The organism is Microbacterium resistens NBRC 103078, assembly GCF_001552355.1.
Classification (GTDB): domain Bacteria; phylum Actinomycetota; class Actinomycetes; order Actinomycetales; family Microbacteriaceae; genus Microbacterium; species Microbacterium resistens.
Genome location: NZ_BCRA01000072.1, coordinates 1 through 18,116 on the forward strand (window position 1 = coordinate 1; position 18,116 = coordinate 18,116).

Below are 18,116 nucleotides of genomic sequence, written 5' to 3' on the forward strand. Positions count from 1 at the left end.
CCAGCACCGAGGCGTCGGGAGCCGGCGGCGCCGGGATCGTCGCCTCCGAGCCGACCGCAGCGACGACGGTCGCCCCGACCGAGTTCGCCCCGCCCGCGCAGGGCCCTCTGCCGATCTTCGTCCAGGCCCCGGAGCCGCCGCGGGACCGCGGCAACCGCGCCGCGGCGGGCGGCATCGGCCTCATCGCGACGATCTGCTTCGCGATCCTGTACCTGGGCGCGGCGCTCGGGATGGGCCTGCTGACCGGAGACGTGCGCGGCGAGAACATCGTCGACGTGCTGCTGGAGAACCTGCGCTCCTTCGAACTGTGGATCCCCGTGGCCGTGTTCTTCCTCGGCTTCTGGCTGCTCGGCGCCGTGATCAACCGCGGGCGCTGGGGGTACTGGGTCGTCTTCGGCATCCTGGTGGGCGCCGCGGCGTACGGCGGCCACATCCTCGGGCAGCTCTTCGCCGCGCCGTTCTGGACGCTCACCGCCGCCGAGAACGCCGAGCTGGCGAACAGTCAGCTGCTCGCGCCGCTGGCGATCGCCGCCTTCGTGTTCGGTCGTGAGCTCACCATCTGGTTCGGCGCCTGGGTCGCCCGCAGCGGGGCCCGCAAGACCGAGCTCAACGCCGAGGCGCAGCGCGAGTACGAGCGGATCCTCGAAGCCGGGCCGCAACTCCCGGACTGAGCCGGAGGACGCCACGGACACCAACCCGGCAGACCCCCGCGACGACGGCCCCGACACGCCGTCCGCGGGGGTCTCGGCCGTCCTGGCGTGGGCGCTGGCGGTCGTGTCGTTCTTCGCCCTGGCGATCGCCGGTCTCGGGTTCCTCAGCCTGTTCACCGAGACCGACCTCATCGTCGTGGCCGGCCTCGGCCAGCTGCCGGGCATCGTCGGCATGGTGCTCGCCGTCACGGTGTTCGCCGTCGTCCTGAGGATCGTGCTCCGACCACCGCGGCCCTCGTTCGTCCCGAGCGTGTTCCTCGCCCTCGGGACGACTCTCGCGCACCTCGCGGGCGTCTGGATCGCCGCACTGGTCGAAGGCGCGGGGATCGCACCGGCGACCGCCGCCGTCGGCCAGCTCGTGCTCGGCGGGGCGAGCGCGGTGATCGCGGTCGCGGCCCTCGTCGCCGCGTGGGGCGGGATCGCGCTGCGACGCACCCGCTCGGGGCGTCCGCGCTGGCCCTGGGAGGAATGACCCGCCGCGTCGGGGTCGGGATCCGGGACGGACACGCCCGGGCGACGTACGCTGGAATCGTGGAGCGCTCGCTGGAGACGCAGGTGGACCAGGCCGTCGAGGCCTGGCTGCGCTGGGTGCCGCGCTGGGAGCCCTCCACGCACCGCGGGCGCGTCGCTCCCTGTCGTCGGTGCCTGGGATCGCCGGTGCTCTCCGCGGCAGGAATCGGCGCGAACGTCCCCCACGGTGTCCAGCACGGGCTCTCCACCCGGATCAAGACGATCGTGGACCACGCGGTCGCGGAGTACACCGCGCGGAATCTGCCGATGCTGCAGGCCGAGCTCGATCAGCAGGCGGCACGCAACCGGGCCCGCAGCTACCGGCCCGCCGAGGACCTGGATCCGGAGTACGAGGGGATGCCGCTCGACCCGGATCCCGTGCCCGGTGCGCCGTTCCTGTTCACCCTGGCGGGGCTCGCGGATCAGGACGCCGCCGTGCTCCCCCCTCTGCCGCCGTTGAGCGAGGAGGCGAAGGCGGCGCTGCGCCGCGAGGTGGGTCTCGCCGACGAGTACGCCAACGTCGTCGGCCGGGAGATCTGCGGGATGCTGCTCCGGCACCGCCTGCGGGTCCAGGAGGCGATCGCGGAGTATGTCGAGCCGCAGATCGAGGCGATGCTCGCCGAGCTCACGCAGGCGCTGGACTCGCCGTTCGACCCGGACACCCTCTGACCGGTCTCGGGCGCCGGCGCAGCGCCGGCGAGGTCAGGACGCGTCGACGGTGAGCGCGCCGATCTGGGCGCCGTTCTTGTCGAAGACGACGACCTGAGGATCGGCCACCTTGACCGTGTGCACCCCGCGCAGCCAGGTGTCCACCCCGGGGCAGCCCTTGAGCGTCGTGAGGCCGAGATCGAGCGTCAGCACGTCCGCGTCGCGGGTGTAGGTGCCGGCGAGGTCGTTGCATCCGTCGCTGCCGTTGAAGGTCCCGTCGTCCTTGAAGGTGAGGAACGGATCGGGCGTCGCCGCGGTGCCCGCCGATGCGCTGAAGACGGGCTGCGCCTCCGGCGTCGAGCTCGGCTCGGGCACCTCTGTGGGGGTGTCGGAACCGGGCGTGGCCGAGCATCCGGCCAGGGCGATCGCACCTGCCGCGGCGAGGACGATGGTGGCGAGCGTGGTCGCGCGCATGAGAACCCCTTTGGTCGGTAGGTGTTTCCCTTCACTATCCTCATGGGTTACTGTGAAGACGCTGTGTCTTACCTGCGGGTGACCAGTGACTGGGGGGGACTACCCTGCCTCGCTCTGAAAGTGTCCGACAACCACTGAGGATCAATGTGAAGAATTCATTCCGAAAGGCAGGCACGCTCGCTGCCGTCGGCGCAGCGGCCGCGCTCGCGGGCGGTGGCCTGCTCGTCGCGCCGGCAGCGGCCTCCGACGACGTCGCGGTCAAGTCGGCGCCCGTCGAGGGTGCTGCGTACGACGAGTTCGCGCTCAACCTGCTGAAGACCGACTCCGCGGTCGTGTCCGTCGGCAAGAACGCTGAGGGCAACATCGTCGTCACGCACGACAAGGGCAAGGAGCTCTCCGCCGAGACGAAGGCGACCGTGGCCGAGTACGCCGCGAACGTCTCCGTCTCCTCGGGCGACGCGCTCATCGCCATGGCTCAGAACGAGATCGTGGGCGGCGCGGGCTACATCAACGAGGACGAGAGCGCCGTCTGCTCCGTCGGCTTCTCGGCGTGGAACCAGTCCGGTGCGCCGGCTCTGCTCTCCGCCGGTCACTGCGGCACCCCGGGTCAGACGGTCTCCCGCTCGACCCCTGCGGATGACGACGCCCCGAGCAAGCCCACCACGCCGGACCAGCCCGCCTACACGCCGTCGTTCCTCGACGACGCGCCGGTCGGCACGTTCGACTTCTCCATCTACGGCGGCCCGGAGAACTCGCCGGAGGCGACCGACATCTCCGGCATCTCGATCACCAACGACCAGCTCAAGGCCATCCCGGCCGTGACCGACTGGACGAGCTACGCCAGCGGCGACCTCGCCGCGTCGAGCTCCCCCGTCACCGCGGTGGGCTCGCCGAGCGTCGGCCAGGAGATCCAGAAGAGCGGCCGCACCACGGGCGTCACCTCCAGCACCGTCCAGGAGGTCGGTGTCTGGGCCAGCGTCTCGGGCAAGTTCGTCTACGGCTTCCTGAGCACCGGCGCCAACGGCACCGTCTTCGGCGGCGACTCGGGTGGCTCCGTCTACTCGGGCACCACCGCTCTCGGTGTCGTCTCCGGTGGTAACGAGGAGGGCAGCGTCCTCTTCTCGACCGACCTGGTGAACGCGCTCGCGCAGACCCCGGGCTACTCGGTCATGCTCGACCTGGCCGAGCCGGTCGTCACCTCCCCGGAGAACAACGGCCACGTCCAGCCGGGTACCGCCATCTCCGGCACCGGCCCCGCAGGGCTGACGCTTCTCGTCTCGCGCGACGGGGGCTCCTGGGCCGAGGTCGGGATCGATGGGGCGGGCAACTGGTCGTTCGCCGCTCCCAATGACCCCGCCACGTACGAGTACAAGCTGCGGGTCAAGGACGGGGGTTACAACCGCTCTGAGATCGTGACCCACACCGTGGTCGTCGACGAGAAGGCCGTCGCTCCGGTGCAGATCACCGCTCCGGCCAACGGTTCGACCGTCGAGGGCCCGAACGTGGCCGTCCAGGGCACCGGTGAGCCCGGCGCGAAGATCGCGCTCGAGACCGCCACGGCCGACGGCAGCGGCCTCGCCGGCGAGACCACCGTCGACGAGGCGGGCAACTGGTCGATCGCGATCAGCGCTCCGTTCGGCGAGATCACGGCGACCGCGAACCAGACCGCCGGTGACAAGACCTCGAAGGCCTCTTCGACGTTCACCGTCGCGGTTCCGGCCCCGGCGATCACCAGCCCGGCCAACGGCTCCACGCTGACGGCTCAGCCGACCGCCATCACCGGCACCGGTGTCGCCGGCGCCACGGTCAACGTCAAGCTCGACGGCGTCGAGCTGGGCGAGGCCGTCGCGGGTGCGACCGTGACCGCTGACGGCATCGCCGCGCTCTCCGCCACGGTGGGCGAGGACGGCTCGTGGGCCATCGCGATCGACAGCTCGCTGGCGCTCGGTGCTCACGAGATCAACGCGACCCAGACGATCGACGGCGTCACCAGCGGCGCGAACGTGTCGACCTTCACGCTGGTCGAGCCCTCGGTCCCGACGCCGCAGCCCACCGACCCGGGCAACGGCAACGGCAACAACCCCGGCGGCCTGCCCGCCACGGGTGCTGACGGCGGCGCGCTGCTCGGCACGGGCATCTTCGGTGGGGCGCTCGTGCTCCTCGCCGGTGCGGTCCTGCTGATCGCGCGTATGCGCCGGAGCGCCGCGGAGTAATCTCCGGCAATCCACGCGGAAGGCGCGTCCCCGATCCGGGGGCGCGCCTTCCCGCATTTCTCGGCCGCTCCGTTTCGTCTCGCTGCGCTCGCTCAACGGCCGGTGTTGCGTCGGTCGTTGAGCGAGGAGCGAAGCACCGAGACGAAACGCGGTGACCCGGGGATGGCGCGTTTCGTCTCGCGACTTGCGTCGGTCGTTGAGCGAGGAGCGAAGCACCGAGACGAAACGCAGTGACCCGGTGGACGCGTTTCCTCTCGCTGCGCTCGCTCGACGACCGTGGCGCCCCGCCCGACTCGTGCACCGGCCGCGGTGTGTCGCTCCCGCCCGCATTTGACCGGTACCGTTACGCGGCATTACCATTGATCGGGAATGTGCGCGTCTTGACGTGTGCGTTCAGGGCGCCGGCACTCGCCGGTTCCGCCCCCACGGCATACCCACCACGAACGCGCGTCGGTTCCGGCGTGCCGGTGGGTCATGATGTGAAACCCATCGCGCTGTCACCGTGCAGCACAACAAGGAGAGAACGTGCCAACCATTCAGCAGTTGGTTCGCAAGGGCCGTTCGCCGAAGGTCTCCAAGACCAAGGCGCCCGCCCTGAAGTCGAACCCGCAGCAGGCCGGCGTGTGCACCCGCGTGTACACCACCACCCCGAAGAAGCCGAACTCGGCGATGCGCAAGGTCGCCCGTGTGAAGCTCCGCAACGGCACCGAGGTCACCGCCTACATCCCGGGCGAGGGCCACAACCTGCAGGAGCACTCGCTCGTGCTCGTCCGCGGCGGTCGTGTGAAGGACCTCCCGGGTGTCCGCTACAAGATCGTCCGCGGTGCGCTCGACACCCAGGCCGTCAAGAACCGTAAGCAGGCTCGTTCCCGCTACGGCGCGAAGAAGGGTTGAGTTAGATGCCTCGTAAGGGTCCCGCCCCCAAGCGCCCCGTCGTCAACGACCCGGTCTACGGCGCTCCGATCGTCACCTCGCTCGTGAACAAGATCCTCGTCGACGGCAAGAAGTCGCTCGCCGAGTCGATCGTCTACGGCGCCCTCGCCGGCGTCGAGGCCAAGAGCGGCCAGGACGCGGTCGCCACGCTCAAGAAGGCGCTCGACAACGTGCGCCCCACCCTGGAGGTCCGCAGCCGCCGCGTCGGTGGCTCCACCTACCAGGTCCCCGTCGAGGTGAAGCCGCACCGTGCGAACACCCTGGCCCTGCGCTGGCTCGTGAGCTACGCGAAGAGCCGTCGTGAGAAGACGATGACCGAGCGTCTCCAGAACGAGATCCTGGACGCCTCGAACGGCCTCGGTGCCGCGGTGAAGCGCCGCGAGGACACCCACAAGATGGCCGAGTCGAACCGCGCCTTCGCACACTACCGCTGGTAAGACGGCGAATCGCGTTTCGTCTCGCTTCGTCGCTGCTCGCTCAACGACCGACAGGTTCCGGTCGTTGAGCGAGCGCAGCGAGACGAAACGTCACTGAACGAATCCTCGAGATAAGGACACTCCTGTGGCACAAGACGTGCTCACCGACCTGAGCAAGGTCCGCAACATCGGCATCATGGCTCACATCGACGCCGGTAAGACCACCACCACCGAGCGCATCCTGTTCTACACGGGTGTGAACCACAAGCTCGGCGAGACGCACGACGGTGCGTCGACCACCGACTGGATGGAGCAGGAGAAGGAGCGCGGCATCACCATCACCTCCGCCGCGGTGACCTGCTTCTGGAACAAGAACCAGATCAACATCATCGACACCCCCGGACACGTGGACTTCACGGTCGAGGTGGAGCGTTCGCTCCGCGTGCTCGACGGCGCCGTCGCGGTGTTCGACGGCAAGGAGGGCGTCGAGCCCCAGTCCGAGACGGTGTGGCGTCAGGCGGACAAGTACGGCGTGCCGCGCATCTGCTTCGTCAACAAGATGGACAAGCTCGGGGCCGACTTCTACTACACCGTCGACACGATCATCAGCCGCCTCGGCGCCAAGCCGCTCGTGCTGCAGCTGCCGATCGGCGCCGAGAACGACTTCGTCGGCGTCGTCGACCTCATCGAGATGCGCGCGCTGGTCTGGCCGGGCGACGCCAAGGGTGACGTGACCATGGGCGCCTCGTACGAGGTCCAGGAGATCCCCGCGGACCTCAAGGACAAGGCCGAGGAGTACCGCCAGCAGCTGCTGGAGACGGTCGCCGAGACCGACGAGGAGCTTCTGGAGAAGTTCTTCGGCGGCGAGGAGCTGACCGTCGCCGAGATCAAGGGCGCCATCCGCAAGCTGGTCGTCGCCGACGAGATCTACCCGGTGCTCTGCGGCTCGGCGTTCAAGAACCGCGGCGTGCAGCCGATGCTGGACGCGGTCGTCGACTTCCTCCCGTCCCCGCTGGACGTGCCCGCCATCGAGGCGCACGACCCGAAGGACGAGGAGAAGGTCATCGAGCGTCACCCCGACGCGAAGGACCCCTTCGCGGCGCTGGCGTTCAAGGTCGCCGTGCACCCGTTCTTCGGCCGTCTGACCTACGTGCGCGTCTACTCGGGCGAGCTCGAGTCGGGTGCCCAGGTCATCAACTCGACCAAGGGCAAGAAGGAGCGCATCGGGAAGATCTTCCAGATGCACGCCAACAAGGAGAACCCGGTCGACAAGCTCACCGCGGGCAACATCTACGCCGTGATCGGTCTGAAGGACACCACCACCGGTGACACCCTGGCCGACATCAACGCGCCGGTGGTCCTCGAGTCGATGACCTTCCCGGAGCCGGTGATCGAGGTCGCGATCGAGCCGAAGACCAAGGCCGACCAGGAGAAGCTGGGCACCGCGATCCAGAAGCTCGCCGAAGAGGACCCGACGTTCCGCACGGAGCTCAACCCCGAGACCGGTCAGACGACCATCAAGGGCATGGGCGAGCTCCACCTGGACATCCTCGTGGACCGCATGAAGCGTGAGTTCAAGGTCGAGGCGAACGTCGGCAAGCCCCAGGTGGCGTACCGCGAGACGATCAAGAAGGCCGTCGAGAAGCACGACTACACGCACAAGAAGCAGACCGGTGGATCGGGTCAGTTCGCGAAGATCCAGTTCACGATCGAGCCCCTCGAGGTCACGGCCGACAAGTCGTACGAGTTCGAGAACCAGGTCACCGGTGGCCGCATCCCGCGCGAGTACATCGAGCCGACCAACCAGGGCTTCCAGGACGCCATGGCGACCGGTGCGCTGGCGGGCTACCCGATGGTGGGCGTCAAGGCGATCCTGCTCGACGGCGCCTCGCACGACGTCGACTCCTCGGAGATGGCGTTCAAGATCGCGGGGTCCATGGGCTTCAAGGAGGCCGTCCGTCGCGCCAACCCGGTGCTTCTCGAGCCGCTCATGGCGGTCGAGGTGCGTACGCCGGAGGAGTACATGGGCGACGTCATCGGCGACCTGAACTCGCGTCGCGGCCAGATCCAGTCGATGGAGGACGCCCAGGGCGTCAAGGTCGTGCGTGCGTCGGTGCCGCTGTCGGAGATGTTCGGCTACATCGGTGACCTGCGCTCGAAGACCTCGGGCCGCGCGGTCTACTCGATGGAGTTCGACAGCTACGCGGAGGTCCCCAAGGCGGTCGCCGAGGAGATCATCCAGAAGACCAAGGGCGAGTAACGCCCTGCGTCCGGGAGTCGCGCATCGTGCGGCTCCCGGACACCCCACAACTTCATACCGACTCTCCACTAAACTGAGAAACCAATCCGTAGGGAACCGGTCGCAATCCAGCGCCCGGCAGCTCTACACGAACGTCCTGAGGAGGACCCAGTGGCTAAGGCCAAGTTCGAGCGGACCAAGCCGCACGTCAACATCGGAACGATCGGTCACGTCGACCACGGCAAGACCACGCTCACCGCGGCGATCTCCAAGGTGCTCGCCGACAAGTACCCGTCCGACGTCAACGTCGTCCGTGACTTCTCGTCGATCGACTCCGCTCCGGAGGAGCGTCAGCGCGGCATCACGATCAACATCTCGCACGTCGAGTACGAGACCCCGAAGCGTCACTACGCTCACGTGGACGCCCCGGGTCACGCCGACTACATCAAGAACATGATCACCGGTGCTGCTCAGATGGACGGCGCGATCCTCGTCGTGGCCGCCACCGACGGCATGATGGCGCAGACCAAGGAGCACATCCTCCTCGCCAAGCAGGTCGGCGTTCCCTACCTGCTCGTCGCGCTGAACAAGTCCGACATGGTCGACGACGAGGAGATCCTCGAGCTCGTCGAGATGGAGGTCCGCGAGCAGCTGTCGAAGAACGACTTCGACGGCGACAACGTGCCGGTCGTGCGCGTCTCGGGCCTCAAGGCTCTCGAGGGCGACGAGAAGTGGGTCAACTCCATCGTCGAGCTCATGGACGCCGTGGACGAGAACATCCCGGACCCGGTGCGTGACCGTGACAAGCCGTTCCTGATGCCGATCGAGGACGTCTTCACGATCACCGGTCGTGGCACCGTCGTCACCGGCCGCGCCGAGCGTGGCACCCTGGCCATCAACTCCGAGGTCGAGATCGTGGGTCTGCGCCCGACGCAGAAGACGACCGTCACCGGTATCGAGATGTTCCACAAGCAGCTCGACGAGGCCTGGGCCGGCGAGAACTGCGGTCTTCTCCTCCGCGGCACCAAGCGTGAGGACGTGGAGCGCGGCCAGGTCGTCGTGAAGCCGGGTTCGATCACCCCGCACACGGAGTTCGAGGGCACCGCCTACATCCTGAACAAGGACGAGGGTGGCCGCCACAACCCCTTCTACACGAACTACCGCCCGCAGTTCTACTTCCGCACCACGGACGTCACCGGCGTCATCTCGCTGCCCGAGGGCACCGAGATGGTCATGCCCGGCGACACCACGGACATGTCGGTCGAGCTCATCCAGCCGATCGCCATGGAGGAGGGCCTCGGCTTCGCGATCCGTGAGGGTGGCCGCACCGTCGGCGCCGGCACGGTGACCAAGGTCATCAAGTAAGTCCTCTGACTTACCGCCCGAAGGGGCCGGATCCTCGGATCCGGCCCCTTCGTCGTGTCTGCGGCCGGCCGGACGGTGCTCAGGGAAGCGGCAGCAGATCCGGGTGCGAAGCGCGGTCGTCGAGCCACGTTCGGAGGATCCTGTTGAACAACGCCGGATCCTCGCCGTTCCAGGCGTGGTGCATTCCGGGAGCGAGCCCGACGAGTGCGTCAGGGCGGGCGGCGCGGACCGCGCGCACGCTGTCGTGGAAGTAGCGGGACTCGCGTTCGCCCGCGACCGCCATGAGCGGGGCCGCGATCCGGCCGATGTCGGTGGCATGGCCCGGGGAGATCTCGCGCAGCTGTTCCCGGACCTTGTCTCGGCCGATCGGCGGACTGGCGTCGGCGACCCGTGCGGCGTCCTCGTCCGGAAGGCCGAACGAGCGGATCATGCCCGCCCAGAGGAATCGGCGGTTCCACAGCGCGAGCGGCAGCGCATTCGCCACCCGCATGCTCCACGGGTAGGGGAGCACGGATGCGCCGGTCACGAAGACACCGGCGACCCGGTCCGGGTGCCGGGCAGCGAGGTGCAGTGCGACGACACCGCCCAGGGAGAGGCCGACCACGTCCACCGCTTCGGGGCCTCGCCGCGCGATGTCTTCCGCGAGGCGATCCGACACATCGTCGAGACTGTCCCAGGGCTCGTCACGCCGGGACAGGTAGCCGGGCAGGTCCGGCGCGATCGGATCGCGGTCGGAGAAGGCGCGCAGCTGGTCCGCCCAGCTCCAGCCCCCGACGGTGCCGCCATGCAGGAAGAGCACGGAGCGGCTCATGAGAGTTCCGTCCCTTCGATTCCGTTTCGCAGACGCTCGAGCCAGGCGAGATGCTCCTGCTGTTCTCGGATGCCCTGATCCAGGGTCATCGCCCGCAGCCAGGCCGCGCGGTCCGTGGTGGGATCGGCCGCGGGCGTCTGCGCGCGGATCCGTTCGAGCGCGTCCCGGGCCGCCGTCGTCTCCGCGACTCTCGCGGCGATGATGCCCTGCAGCTCGGCGTCACCGAGCTCCCCGGCGAAGAAGATCCGCGCGACGAACGCGTCGCGCGTGGATTGCGGGGTCCCTGGCTGGGCGAGCCAGTCCCGGAGACGGAGCCTGCCCTCGTCGGTGAGGTGGTGCAGCACGCGATCCGGTGCGTGTGTGCCCGCGATCACCTCCGTACGCGCGAGGCCGTCGTCCACGAGCCGGGCCAGCGTCCGATAGATCTGCGCCTTGTCCGCGTGCCAGAAGTACGCGGCGGACGTCGCGAAGGCGCGCATGAGGTCGTATCCGGACATCGGCTGGATCGACAGGAACCCGAGGATGATGCGCGACAGCGTCATGTCGCCAGTGAACAGGTTACTAGGTGATAAGTCAACTAGATCGATCGATCGGGCGCAGGTTCCTCACGGGCAGGCCTCGATAGCATCGAGGCGACCAGCGGGGCGAGGGGGAGATCATGGCTGAGGAGTACGTCGGTCCGCCGCCGCCGCGGAGCTTCGCGCGGCTGTGGGTGTCGAGCGTGCTGCTCGCCGTGTACACGGCGTTCGTGCTCGTCGTGACGATGTGGCCGGCCCCGGAGCAACTGGAGTTCGACGGGATCGCCACGCGCGTGCTGCGGATGCTGCACAACATCGGTGTGCCGGAGTGGTTCGGCTACGACAAACTCGAGTTCACGGCGAACGTCGGGATGTTCGTCCCCCTGGGCTTCCTCCTCGGGCTGGCGCTGCCCCGGAAGGGGTGGTGGCTCGCCGTCATCCTGCTTCCGGCGTTCTCCGGCGGGATCGAGGCGACTCAAGGCCTGGCGCTGGAGAATCGCGTCTCCACGATCCTCGACGTCCTCGCCAACACGACGGGTGGGTACATCGGGCTCCTGTCCGCCATGATCCTCCGTGCCATGATCCATGCGCGTGACCGGACGATGATCGAGCGTGAGTTGTGGGAGCGCCGGGTGGGCTCACTCTCTTGAGATCCGCCAGATGGTGAGCAACCAATCGGCGTGCGACAGGCACCCACCTATGGGCAACTCGACACAGGTCGCGCAAACAAAGGGGCGCCGACACCGCAAACGGGATCATCGACTTCCATCACCGCCTCGAGAGCGGACCGAAATCGCGTCAACCGTCTGCATCCTCCTCGTCGCCGGACGCCGCCGATGACCCACAGATGTCCGAAGAACGGTCAAGCGGCACAACTCGTGACAAAGCTCACTACCAACGGACTCCGCGTCGCGGTTAACTACCGGGCTCTCAATCTCTGCAGCCAGTCCTCCTGGTCTGGTCCTGGACCGGCGGAGCAGCTATGGATCACGATCGTGACACGGATCGCGCAGGACCGCGAGCGCTTAGGGGTCGCCTTACTTGGTCGCGTTGAGCTGGCGCTCCTGATCCTGAGCAATCCGACGCAACGCCTCGACCTCGTCGACACGGTATTGCAGCCGAGCGGCGACGATGTCGGTACGAGAGCGTCCCGAAAAATCTACAACGTGCGCCAATGCCCTCTCGATGCCGCTGCGAGCCTGCGAAGCGAGCGATGCAGAGCCCTTCGCGTCGTGCTTGGTGGTGATCGCGGCAGTGACCGCATCACCAAGGGTTTCAGGTGTTGCACCAAAGGGCATCGTCGGGTCCCACGAAGCGGCGTACGCGTCGGTCTTGCGTGACCCAATGCTGACGCGCGGAACTCCATACGCAGAGGAGATGATTCGCCCGTGGAGGGAGCCGCCGAGCCAAAGGGATGCGTTCGCGATCTCATCTACCCGTGGCCAAACACCGCGCGCCTCAGAAACGTGCACGTCGTCCCCAAGCGATGCCCCAACGACCTCCGCGAGCCGTTCAGCGGTCGTGACCGTGTCATGTCCTGGTGCAGTGCCGGCCATGAAGAAGCGTACTCCGAGGCCGGTGTTCGAAAGTGAGTCTGCAATCGCTTCGGCCCAGATTTCTACCCCGTGACCTCTCACCGCAAACTCCGGAACTTGGATGAGCGCGTAGCGCCCTTCGATTACTTTTGGTGAGTGTATCTCGCTGATTAGATGTGCGAGATCTGGCACAAAGATGTGCTCAATTCCAGCCGAAGAGAGAAAATCGTGCGATCGGGCGTCTCTAACTGAAATAAAAGTAGCTTCGTGCAACGTTGCATCGAGAGCGGCTCGCCGCGCACCTCGGATGCGAGATATGGCTGAGAGGCCGACAGAATTCAGGACAAAGGCCGCATCGGCGGAGCCTCTGTGAGAGCTGGGGCGAGGCATATAAGCGGAGTCTCTGACATGGGTACCCGTAGCTTGAAATAGTACTTCTTCGCGCTGCTCGGGAGTCATTCGGTTAAACGCGCGCGAGTTCTCTCCGAATGCGGTGCGATAGGCATGGCCCAGCTCCGCTGTACCGACCTCCCCCCCAACCGTCCAGATAGCGTCGACGGGACCGCGATCGAGCAAAGGTGCGACAGCGGGAATATCACGTCCAAAGGCACGCGTCATGTCCCGGGCGAATGGTGCTGCGAATGTGAATTTCGCCCGTGACCCGACGAGCTGATCAACCAGCTCGGCATAAAGCATGTCGCCAAAGTTGTCGCGCTCGTAGGCGCCAACGGCGACCACGTTAGGGGTTTGATCAGGCATAGCTCTCCCGCGAATGAAATGTTGATGATGGAGGGTTTGATGATTGTCTGATTGCGCTACTGGTCGTACTGCCGTTCGATACGTCGTAGCGAATCGGGCGATGCTTCGACTCCGCTCACGTACTTTGATACTGCTCGAATGAGATTCGATGCTGTCAGTTTCGGTAAGGACGGGAGTCGCGATTCGGGAAACGACTGCATGAATGTCGACCATTCGCGCAAGTAACTGACGAGTTGATCTGGCGAGTACAGAGCGAATGGTTCGGCGCTGTATGACGAGACCGCGCTCGGTACTCCAAACTGTTCGCTTGTGAATCTATCGAACTCACGAGTGTGCATGAAAAAATGCAGACCGGTGTTGTGTCGCGTCGGAAGCAGTGGAGCAAGACAATCAACAATTGATACCTGTGCGTTGCGCATTCGAGCGAGCGACCACTGCACCGGAACCGGTGTAGTCTTATCGCGTAGGAAGATGCTTGCTCGCACGTTATCTGGACTGAAAGCAAGAAGGTGCGACAGGGTGCCGAGAGTGCATGCGACCTCCGTGGCGCCGGCCATAAGGGCGACTTGGTCCGAGAATGAGAACTTTTCCGGAGCGACTACCTTGTATCCGTGACTGACAAAGAAATCCTCGAGCATCTCCTCGTTGACGTCAAGCGAGACGTTGGATGGAGGGAGTTGCCGGCGGGTCAGGTAGATCTTCCCAAGCTCCATCGGCGTGACTGCAGATCGAATCTTGTCGAATACCGACTTTGTGTGTGCAACATGCATGACGCCGTTGAGGTACATTGAATTGTCGGGTACGACTACCCGCCGGAAACGAGTCGGTCTGTCGACGAAAATCATGTCTTCGTCGGCCAAGCCTGTCATGTGGAGAATCTTGAGGAATGACTCACTGGGAGGGGTGTCGCCGACCGTGAATGCAACCTTGAGTGCGCGGTGAGGGTTCTCTACGCGGTACCAAAGCCTGCCCAGCATCTCGATCAGGAAATGACCAAAGTGATCGATTGGCCGCCCACCACCCCAGATGACTGTTTCTTCTTCTTCGCGGACTTCGACGTCCTCGCCTGGCGGGTAGGCGGACGTGACGTCACGCTTCGCGGCCATGCGGCCGTCCTTCATGATGTGGCCGGCGACAAAGTTGCCTTCCGAATCAATAACCCCACCATGCCATTCCGCTTCGGATCCTGAGAGCTTCCGCAGCGGCAAGATCGTCGCCCTGTCATACTCGGGTGCGGAGAGGTTCTCTGAAACAGTGCGGTCAGCGAGCGCGGCCTTACGCCAGTGCTCCTGGTTCTCGACGTATAGGCGAATTACACTGTCGCTCGAGTCAGCGGTGCTGGGACGCAATGGGTACCTTCCGGTGGAGTGGTTGAATCGCTGACGATGCCGGATCCATGCTATCGTGCCGAACGCGTTATCTGACTCTTCTGAGCTCGGGCGGGGCGGTTCGAGGCCCGAAGATCAGGAGCGACTAGGCAATCACTTCTTCGGCTGCCTAGTGCTGCGACGCGTTCGAGGTCGATGTTGGGTCCCACGCGGGCCCGTGCGTGCCTGCAGTGTGGGCAGGCTCAGGTCGGCCGACGCATTCAGCTCCTTCCTTCTTGCCCGTGCGCGGACGGGTGCTGTCTCGGTGCAAGTGCCGTGGTGCCGGTTCCGGCCTGGACGACGTTTGTGAGGGGGACCGTTCACAGATCAGGACGTAACCGTCCCCGCTGCCCGCTCGCAGGTCACCGTCCGGGCGGTGGCATACGCGGGACCGGTGCCATTCTGATAGCGCCGCGCGGCGCGGCGAGTCTCGTTTCGGGGGCGTCACTTCCCTCGAGGTCGATGAGCACCTCTGGCATCACCTCGCTACTCGGGCCGTCGAAGACTGCAGCGAGGAGCCGGAAGGTCGTCCGCGTGCTGCGAGTTTCGATCGAGCCGACCGAGTAGGCGGCGCTTCACACGCGTCCCCCTCGCCGTAATGCCTCCGACCTGATCGGAAGGGGTGAGCGCGGTGGGCCCAACGATGGAACGGAGCCCTCAACGCTTTCGACATCACTTCGATGGCCCCCGTCCGCGCATAGCTACTTGCCACGGACACGCGGGTCTCGTGATGGCCCCGGGCTGGGAGTGGGAGAATCGGAGCGGTCGCATGATGCGCTTCCGATCAGGCGAGGATCTCCCGATGTTGTAAGGTCATTGGGTGACGGCGGGCAGCGATTCCGGCGTTGGCGTTCTCTGATCTCGCCTGGGGGGGCTTTCCGTGCCGACATCGCCTGACATCACCATTGTCGTTCCGTTGCACAATGACGAGGCCTGGGTGCGAGATGCGATCCGCAGCGCCCTCGACCAGACTTGGACATCCCTTGAGGTGATCTGCGTTGACGATGCCTCGACCGATGGAACATGCGCAGCGGTGGAACAGGTGCAGCAGACGGATGCTCGTGTACGGCTCTTTCGCCAGGAGTCCAATCGAACGGCGTATCAGGCTCGCAAGCTGGGCGTGGAACAAGCCCGTGGTTCGTACGTGCTGTTCCTGGACGGAGACGATCGCCTGAGTTCAGATGCTGTCGAGGTGGCATACACACTCGCGCGCCAGAACAATGCCGATCTTGTCGGCTTCGGGGTCGAAGTCGTCAGCGAGGATGGTGCTCATCCTGGACGCTTCGCTTCCGATCTGCAGCCCACCCACTCTGAGCTCGTCGGAGACGAGATTCTGCAGGGTCTCTTCCCGACCGGAAAGGTAGCTCAGGGGCACCTGTGGCGATACCTCTGGAGCACGGACCTCTTGCGAGCCGCTTACGGAGCCCTTGACGGAGAGCTTGAACTGCCACGCGCGAACGACATACCCATCAGCTTTCTAGGGGCCGTGATGGCAAATCACTACGTCTCTACGAGGAAGAAGCTCTATCAGTATTACTGGCGGCGTGGTGTGAGTGGGTTGGCAAGCGAGACAGCGGACGCCTTCGACTTCTATCTCGGCGCAATGGACTCCATCGATGCCGTTGGAGTCGCGCTCGATGCGTCGGGGTTACGGCGCTCCGACGTTGACGACCTCGACGCCATCTATGACTCTGCGCGTCTGTCGATGATCCAGGTCTTGCTTCGTCGTTGCGAGGGGACCGTCGACCGTGAACTACGAGAGCTGTGTGTCCGGAAGCTCGTTGACCGCGTCGGGAAAGTTGATGCTGTTCGCGCGGCGGCTTTGTTCTTCTCGCAGGCGTTGCTCATGCTGGCGCGAGACGACATGGGACCCATCGAGCCGCGGCGGCGCCCCCCGCAGGTCGTGATGCTCACCACCGGCAACCTCGATATCGGGGGCGTCCAAGGCGTGCTCGCTGCACAGGCGAAGATTCTTCGGGACGCCGGATACGAAGTGATTGTCGTGGTGCAGTCATTGGGAGACACCGCATCCCTTCTCCCGGAGAGCGTGCCAGTGCTCCAGTGGACTGGGCGCAACCGCGCGGAGAAGATGTCGCACTATCTTCGGATCTGTTCGGAGTACAACGTCGATGTGATCATCGATCACCATGTTCTCTATAACGAGAACTGGCCCTTCTACGCGCTTGCCACGCGTGCGCAGGGGATTCCGACGATCGGATGGCTTCACAATTTCGCGCTCCGATCCCTATACGACTCGACCACACGCGGTTCCTTCCTCGTCGAGCGGCTCGCGATCCTCGCGAATGTCGTCGTCTTGTCTAAGGCAGATGTTGCGTTTTGGAAGTCTCATGGCATCGAGCGGGTTACCTATCTCCCTAATCCTCCCTCTCCTTGGCTTGAGGCCAATGGGGTTGTGCGAACTCCCAGAAGATGGGACGGGGGCGTTTTGCGGTTGGTGTGGTGGGGGCGTCTGCAGCAGCACACCAAGCGCGTCCTCGATTTCGTCGACGTCGCCGAGGAACTGAATCGGCGGTCGATCGACTTTCACCTGACAATCATCGGGCCGGACTCCGCAGACGCCACCGCTGACCAGCTGCGGGCGTCGATGAGGGCACGCGAGCTCGACTCCCGTGTCACCATCACCGGGCCGCTCCGCGGCCAGGACCTCACCGACGCGCTAAACGACGCTCATGTCTATGTCTCCCTCAGCGGAATCGAAGGATACCCCCTTACGCTCATCGAAGCGCAGGCTCTTGGGATGCCTGTTGTGATGTATGAACTGCCTTGGCTGGCTGTCCTCGACGGGAACAAGGGGGTGCGGAGCGTCCCTCAGAAGGACACGCGAGCTCTGGCGGAGCAGCTCGAGAGCATCATCGCCGACCCTTCGGTCTATTCGCAGCTTTCGGTAGCGTCGCTTGACGCAGCGACCGCGGCGACGGAGCATGATTTTTCTCGTCTGTACGATGCCTTCCTCAATGGGGATCTGCCTGATGCCGTCTATTCGCCCGCCCCGACTGAGTCGGACGTGCGCATGCTGCTAGACCTTTCTCTCAGGTTCAGCGAGGAAGGCATCCGCAGAGCCGCGCGTGTGGAGCGACGAGCTCAGGCGCGCGCGGACGAACTGCGCAAGCAGATCAGCGCGCTGCGACGTACGACCTCGACGCCTGCTGTCGTTTCCGCGGGCGGCGTCAGACACCGAATCCTGGCGGCGTCGACACGGTTGAGACGCCGCCTTTCGAGATCCGAACAGGTCGTGGGTGCGTGGATTGAGAGGGACACCATTTGTCTGCAGCTGCGTCTGCCGCGAGGCAGAGCCCTGCAGAGCGCCCAACTCTATCGACAGGTAGACGGGACGGAGATCGTGCACGATCTGGTACTCAAATCTGCACCAGATGGCACGATACTTGCCACGCAGAACGTGCGCATGATCATGAAGCGTCGCTGGAAGGTGCGTGCGACATTGCTGATCGGCGGCACCACCACACGTCTCGTGGCACTGCCGATTTTCCCCGGTGCGCCAGTCCGCGGTGATGAGAATTTTGGAGTGCGTATTCATCGAGGCGAGACAGTGCAGGTATATGCGTTCGAGTGACCGGGCGTGAGTTGCCTCGAGCAGCG

At 65.4% G+C, this 18,116-nt stretch carries 14 protein-coding genes and 1 pseudogene; 10 read left to right on the top strand and 5 right to left on the bottom strand.

Going from position 1 to position 18,116, the window contains the following annotated elements; translation table 11 throughout:
- The 3 genes and pseudogenes from MR1_RS20150 to MR1_RS12510 form a co-directional block, all read left to right on the top strand.
- A pseudogene (locus tag MR1_RS20150) lies at nt 1-671 on the top strand (ABC transporter); the annotation flags it as partial.
- A 103-nt stretch (nt 672-774) separates the two neighbouring features.
- The gene (locus tag MR1_RS12505; RefSeq protein WP_255218149.1) at nt 775-1,182 is read left to right on the top strand and encodes a hypothetical protein; all 408 of its coding nucleotides are present in this window, start codon (nt 775-777) and stop codon (nt 1,180-1,182) included.
- 59 nt (nt 1,183-1,241) lie between these two features.
- Entirely contained in the window at nt 1,242-1,889 is a 648-nt protein-coding gene (locus MR1_RS12510) for a spermidine/putrescine ABC transporter substrate-binding protein (protein ID WP_067247252.1), read from the top strand.
- A gap of 33 nt (nt 1,890-1,922) precedes the next feature.
- Here MR1_RS12510 and MR1_RS12515 read toward each other — a convergent pair whose 3' ends face one another.
- The gene (locus tag MR1_RS12515; protein ID WP_067247199.1) at nt 1,923-2,342 is read right to left on the bottom strand and encodes an META domain-containing protein; all 420 of its coding nucleotides are present in this window, start codon (nt 2,340-2,342) and stop codon (nt 1,923-1,925) included.
- A 146-nt stretch (nt 2,343-2,488) separates the two neighbouring features.
- Here MR1_RS12515 and MR1_RS12520 point away from each other — a divergent pair, with 146 nt between their 5' ends.
- The 5 genes from MR1_RS12520 (at nt 2,489) to tuf (ending at nt 9,508) form a co-directional block, all read left to right on the top strand.
- Nucleotides 2,489-4,555, top strand: coding sequence for a S1 family peptidase (locus tag MR1_RS12520; protein ID WP_067247202.1), 2,067 nt, complete (start codon nt 2,489-2,491; stop codon nt 4,553-4,555).
- Nucleotides 4,556-5,080: 525 nt separating this feature from the next.
- Complete coding sequence (rpsL, locus tag MR1_RS12525; protein WP_013584051.1) at nt 5,081-5,449, top strand: 30S ribosomal protein S12; 369 nt, start codon at nt 5,081-5,083, stop codon at nt 5,447-5,449.
- A 5-nt stretch (nt 5,450-5,454) separates the two neighbouring features.
- Nucleotides 5,455-5,925, top strand: a complete 471-nt coding sequence (gene rpsG / locus MR1_RS12530) for a 30S ribosomal protein S7 (RefSeq protein ID WP_067247205.1) — start codon at nt 5,455-5,457, stop codon at nt 5,923-5,925.
- A gap of 124 nt (nt 5,926-6,049) precedes the next feature.
- Nucleotides 6,050-8,164, top strand: coding sequence for an elongation factor G (fusA, locus tag MR1_RS12535; protein ID WP_067247209.1), 2,115 nt, complete (start codon nt 6,050-6,052; stop codon nt 8,162-8,164).
- A 150-nt stretch (nt 8,165-8,314) separates the two neighbouring features.
- Nucleotides 8,315-9,508: an elongation factor Tu gene (tuf, locus tag MR1_RS12540; RefSeq protein WP_067247212.1), complete on the top strand. Its 1,194-nt coding sequence runs from the start codon at nt 8,315-8,317 to the stop codon at nt 9,506-9,508.
- Nucleotides 9,509-9,587: 79 nt separating this feature from the next.
- On the opposite strand, the gene MR1_RS12545 is transcribed toward tuf, so the two are convergent.
- Nucleotides 9,588-10,319: an alpha/beta fold hydrolase gene (locus MR1_RS12545; protein WP_067247215.1), complete on the bottom strand. Its 732-nt coding sequence runs from the start codon at nt 10,317-10,319 to the stop codon at nt 9,588-9,590.
- Nucleotides 10,316-10,861: a PadR family transcriptional regulator gene (locus MR1_RS12550; RefSeq protein ID WP_067247219.1), complete on the bottom strand. Its 546-nt coding sequence runs from the start codon at nt 10,859-10,861 to the stop codon at nt 10,316-10,318. The genes MR1_RS12545 and MR1_RS12550 overlap by 4 nt, the downstream gene beginning before the upstream one ends.
- Nucleotides 10,862-10,977: 116 nt before the next feature.
- Here MR1_RS12550 and MR1_RS12555 point away from each other — a divergent pair, with 116 nt between their 5' ends.
- Complete coding sequence (locus MR1_RS12555) at nt 10,978-11,487, top strand: VanZ family protein (protein WP_067247222.1); 510 nt, start codon at nt 10,978-10,980, stop codon at nt 11,485-11,487.
- 387 nt (nt 11,488-11,874) lie between these two features.
- On the opposite strand, the gene MR1_RS19465 is transcribed toward MR1_RS12555, so the two are convergent.
- Nucleotides 11,875-13,131 carry a polysaccharide pyruvyl transferase family protein gene (locus MR1_RS19465; RefSeq protein WP_169797688.1) on the bottom strand — a complete coding sequence of 419 codons (1,257 nt, stop codon included), beginning with the start codon at nt 13,129-13,131 and terminating at the stop codon, nt 11,875-11,877.
- Between the two features lie 56 nt (nt 13,132-13,187).
- Nucleotides 13,188-14,480, bottom strand: coding sequence for a glycosyltransferase family 61 protein (locus MR1_RS19470; protein WP_157518150.1), 1,293 nt, complete (start codon nt 14,478-14,480; stop codon nt 13,188-13,190).
- An 898-nt stretch (nt 14,481-15,378) separates the two neighbouring features.
- Here MR1_RS19470 and MR1_RS12565 point away from each other — a divergent pair.
- A complete protein-coding gene (locus tag MR1_RS12565; protein WP_084344600.1) occupies nt 15,379-18,090 on the top strand; it encodes a glycosyltransferase in 2,712 nt (903 codons plus the stop codon).
- Nucleotides 18,091-18,116 lie beyond the last annotated feature (26 nt).